The organism is Streptomyces sp. NPDC054840, from assembly GCF_053611065.1.
Genome location: NZ_JBSGZP010000606.1, coordinates 1 through 4,491, shown reverse-complemented (window position 1 = coordinate 4,491; position 4,491 = coordinate 1). Strand labels below are relative to the sequence as shown.

Sequence of the window (4,491 nt, the reverse complement as noted above, 5' to 3'; positions counted from 1 at the left end):
TCGAGACCGTTGGCCATGACGGCGGCGGAGGCGCCGCCGCCGATGTCCAGGAAGTTGGCGGGCTTGACGCCGCCGTGGTTCTCGCCGGCGTAGGCGACGACGTCGAGGGTGCTCATGACGAGACCCGCGCCGTTGCCGATGATGCCGACCTCACCGTCGAGCTTGACGTAGTTGAGGTTCTTCGCCTTGGCGGCGGCCTCGAGCGGGTTCGCGGCCGCGTGGTCCACGAACTCCTCGTGACCCGGCTGGCGGAACTCGGCGTTCTCGTCGAGCGAGACCTTGCCGTCGAGCGCGATGACGTCACCGTTGGCAACCTTCGCGAGCGGGTTGACCTCGACGAGGAGCGCGTCCTCGGCGATGAAGGTCTCCCACAGGGTCACGAGGACCTCGGCGACCTTCTCGGCGACTTCGGCCGGGAACTGCGCCAGCGCGACGATCTCGCGGGCCTTCTCGATGGTCACGCCCTCGTTGGCGTTCACCGGAACCTTGGCGAGCTTCTCCGGGGTCTCCTCGGCGACCTGCTCGATGTCCATGCCACCCGCGACGGACGCCATGGCGAGGAAGGTGCGGTTGGTCCGGTCGAGGAGGTACGAGACGTAGTACTCCTCCAGGATCTCCGGAGCCGTCTCGGCGATCATCACCTTGTGGACCGTGTGGCCCTTGATGTCCATGCCGAGGATGTCCGTCGCCCGGGCGACGGCCTCGTCCGGGGTGGCGGCCAGCTTCACGCCACCGGCCTTGCCGCGGCCGCCGACCTTCACCTGCGCCTTGACGACCGACTTGCCGCCCAGCCGCTCGGTGGCCTCGCGAGCCGCCTCAGGCGTGTCGATGACTTCACCGGCCAGCACCGGTACACCGTGCTTGGCGAAGAGGTCCCTCGCCTGGTACTCGAACAGGTCCACGCGCGTCCGTCCCTTGTCTTCAAAGATTCGCAGTGATTCGCGGTTGTCTGCTATCTGCGTGGGCGTGCCGCGGAGGGCAACGTGACGGCGCTGTCACAAGGAAGGCGCACACGGTGACCGTGGACGCGGCATGTCCGTCCCGCAGGTTATCCCCGAGGGACCTGGGACCCTAAATCGCAGATCACACCTGAGCGGTGATACCTGTCACAGATCGCCTCACGGTTGAACTGGAAGTTCGTGTGATTCGCCGATTCACAGCAGCAGACGGGACGGGGCGGCCAGGAAGCCGTCAGGGGATCGGCAGGGGGCGCTTCTCAAGTGCCGCGGCCATCACCTCCGGGAACAGGTCGGGAGTGCAGGCGAAGGCCGGTGCCCCAAGCGCCGCAAGGGCTGCGGCGTGCTCACGGTCGTAGGCCGGGGCGCCCTCGTCGGACAGGGCCAGCAGGGTCACGAACTCCACGCCCGCCCCCTTCATCGCGGCGACCCGCTTCAGCATTTCGTTGCGGATACCGCCCTCGTAGAGATCACTGATCAGGACGACGACGGTGTCGGCGGGCCGGGTGATCTTCGATTGGCAGTAGGCGAGAGCGCGGTTGATATCGGTGCCACCGCCCAATTGGGTGCCGAAGAGGACGTCGACCGGGTCGTCGAGCTGGTCGGTCAGGTCGACGATCGCGGTGTCGAAGACGACCAGACGGGTGGCGATCGAGCGCATCGAGGCGAGGACCGCGCCGAAGACGGAGGCGTAGACGACGGAGGCCGCCATCGAACCCGACTGGTCGATGCAGAGGATCACCTCTTTCTTCACCGATCGGGCCGCCCGGCCGTACCCGATCAGCCGCTCGGGGACGACGGTGCGGTACTCGGGCAGGTAGTTCTTGAGGTTGGCCTGGATCGTGCGGTTCCAGTCGATGTCGTGGTGGCGGGGCCGGCTGATCCGGGCGGAGCGGTCGAGGGCGCCGGTGAGGGTGGCCCGGGTGCGGGTCGCGAGCCGCTTCTCCAGCTGCTCGACCACCTTGCGGACGACGGCCCGCGCCGTCTCCTTCGTCGTCTCGGGCATCGCCTTGTTCAGGGAGAGCAGGGTGCCGACCAGGTGCACGTCCGGTTCGACGGCCTCCAGCATCTCGGGTTCCAGCAGCAGGGCGGCCAGGCCGAGCCGCTCGATGGCATCGCGCTGCATGACCTGGACCACGGAGCTGGGGAAGTACGTACGGATGTCCCCGAGCCAGCGGGCCACATTCGGCGCGGACCCGCCGAGCCCGGCCGACCGCGCCCCCGACGTCCTGCGGGACCCCGCCTCCCCGCCACCGCCGTACAGTGCGCCGAGCGCGGCGTCCATCGCCGCGTCCCGCCCGGTCAGCGCGCACCCGGTGCCGTCGGCCTCGCCCCCGCCGAGCACCATCCGCCACCGCCGCAGCCGCTCGCCTCCGGCGGGCTCCTCGCCGTACTGCTCTTGCGCGCTCATGTCCGTACCGTTCATGTTCCGTCCCCCTGCACTCGTCGTTTCCCACACTCCCGGCCCCGCTCGTCCGCCCCGCCGGTGTGAGGCGCGCTCTTCGGCCCCGCCGGCGTGCGAGGCGCGGGGCCGGGCGGAGGCCCCTCACCCGGCGAGCAGCATCCGCACGAGCCCCACCACCGCCTCCGCCCGGACCGGGTCCAGCTCCGGGGCGAAGCCCTCGGGGGCCGCGCCCGTCGTCACCGCGACAGCGGAACCGCCCGGGCCGCGGCGGACCAGCTCGCCGAGAGTCCGCTTCACGCCCGGCTCGTACGCCCCGAAGGTCCGCCGCAGCAGCGGGAGTACGTCGGTGAACGCGCGCTCCGGCACCCCCACCAGCCAGGTGTCGATCAGTCCCAGCAGCCGGTCGTCGTGGACCAGCAGCGTGCCCCCGCCCGAGCTGCCGCCCGCGAAGCCCTCGATCCAGCCCGCCGCGTCGGCCGGGGAGGACGCCGGGGACAGGGCGAGCCCCATCAGCCGGGCCGTCTCCTCGGCCGGCAGCCGCCCGTCGTCGAGGAGCAGCCGGGCCGCCCTGCCCCGGATCACGCCGGGCACGGTGTCCCGGCCGGCCAGCACGGCGAGCACCGCGGACCAGCGCTCCCGCAGCCCTTCGTCGGCGTCCGCCAGCAGCCCGATCGCCCCGTGCACCCCGTCCACGTGACCGCGCATCCCGGCCGCCGCGTCGGCGTCCAGTCCGGCCGTGCAGGCCGAGGGCAGCGCCACGCATATCCGCTCGGCGAGCCCGGCCGCCACGGCGCCGAGCGCCGTCGCGTCGGTGCCCCGGACGTCCCCGTACCGCAGCGAACGGGCCAGGGCCGGCAAGGCCTTGGCGAGCCGCGCCACGTCGGTGTCCAGCGCGGCCCGGTCCGCGAGGGCCCGCAGTACGGCGGGCAGCGCCTGCGCGAGCCCGGCCAGCAGGCACTGCTCGGCCAGGGCCGTCACCTCGCCCAGTTCCTCGGCGCCGGCGGCGTCCGCCTCGGCCTTGGCCGTAGCCGCGCCGAGGACGGTGGTCCCCCATATCCCGGCCTCGGCGATCCGCACCGACAGCTCCGGCTCCCACCGCAGCCGCCAGGTCTCCCGGAAGGTTCCGGTGCCGGCCCGGGAGGCGGCGGGTGTGCCCCAGCCGATGCCGAGCAGCCTCAGCCGGTGCAGCAGCAGGGACTTCGCCGTGTCGCTGTCCTTGCGCAGGTCCAGTTCCAGATCGCGGTCCTGGGCCTCGGCCTTGAGCCGGAGTGTGCGCTGCTGTCGTGTCAGGTCGCGCTGGAGGGGTACGACCGGGGCTCCGTCCGGGACCTCGCCGAGTACGTCGCCGACGACGAGCCGGTCCTCGATCAGTGCGAGCGGTATGTCGGAGCCGTCGCACATCACCGCCCGGACCGCCTCCATGGTCTCCGTCAGTCCGGGCAGCGGCCGGCCCCGCATCGCGGCGAGGGTCTCCGCCAGCCGGACCGCCTCGATGACGTGCGCCGAGGAGACCTGCCGGTCCTCCTCGCGCAGCAGTCCGGCGACCTTGGTCAGCCACCGCTCGACGGGCCGGTCCCGGGCGGTGAAGAGGTGGGCGTACCAGCCGGGAGAGGTGATCCCCGCGCCGTACCCGCCGGCCCGGGCGAGCCTGCGGTGGGTCCAGGGCACCCAAGTGGTCTCCACCTTGACCTTCGGCAGGCCGCTCAGCAGGGCCTTGTCGGCGGCCACGGTGGTCCTGGCCCGCAGCGCGGGGACGTGCCAGGCCCCGCACACCACGGCATACGCGTCGCCGAACTCCCGGCGGGCGGCCCGCATGCGCTGACGCATGTACGCCTCGCGCACCAGGTCACGCCGGTGGCCCCCGTCGCCGTACGCATCGCGCAGGGCTGCCATGGCCTCCCCGAGCGCCTCGAACGCCCCGAGCACGTCCTCCCCCGCGCCCCGGGCGCCGCGGTGCTCGACCACGTCCTCCCACCAGCGCTCGGGGTCGTCGTACCCGGCCGTCTCGGCCAGCACGGCCAGGGGGTCCAGCCGGACGGCGTCGGACTCGGCCCCTTCCTGCCCGTCCCCTCCGGCGGCGAGCGAGTGCGCCGCCGGAAGGTCGATGAACCGGACCGGGACCTCGTGCTC

General features: G+C 72.4%; 3 protein-coding genes. All 3 read right to left on the bottom strand.

Annotated features, from left to right (window positions below):
• On the bottom strand, positions 1-902 hold a 902-nt coding region (sucC, locus tag ACWGIU_RS30570), incomplete at its 3' end, for an ADP-forming succinate--CoA ligase subunit beta (protein WP_453711222.1).
• 289 nt (positions 903-1,191) lie between these two features.
• Positions 1,192-2,367: a VWA domain-containing protein gene (locus ACWGIU_RS30565; RefSeq protein WP_453711220.1), complete on the bottom strand. Its 1,176-nt coding sequence runs from the start codon at positions 2,365-2,367 to the stop codon at positions 1,192-1,194.
• A gap of 135 nt (positions 2,368-2,502) precedes the next feature.
• The coding region (locus ACWGIU_RS30560; RefSeq protein ID WP_453711218.1) for a DUF5682 family protein at positions 2,503-4,491 on the bottom strand (1,989 nt) is incomplete at its 5' end.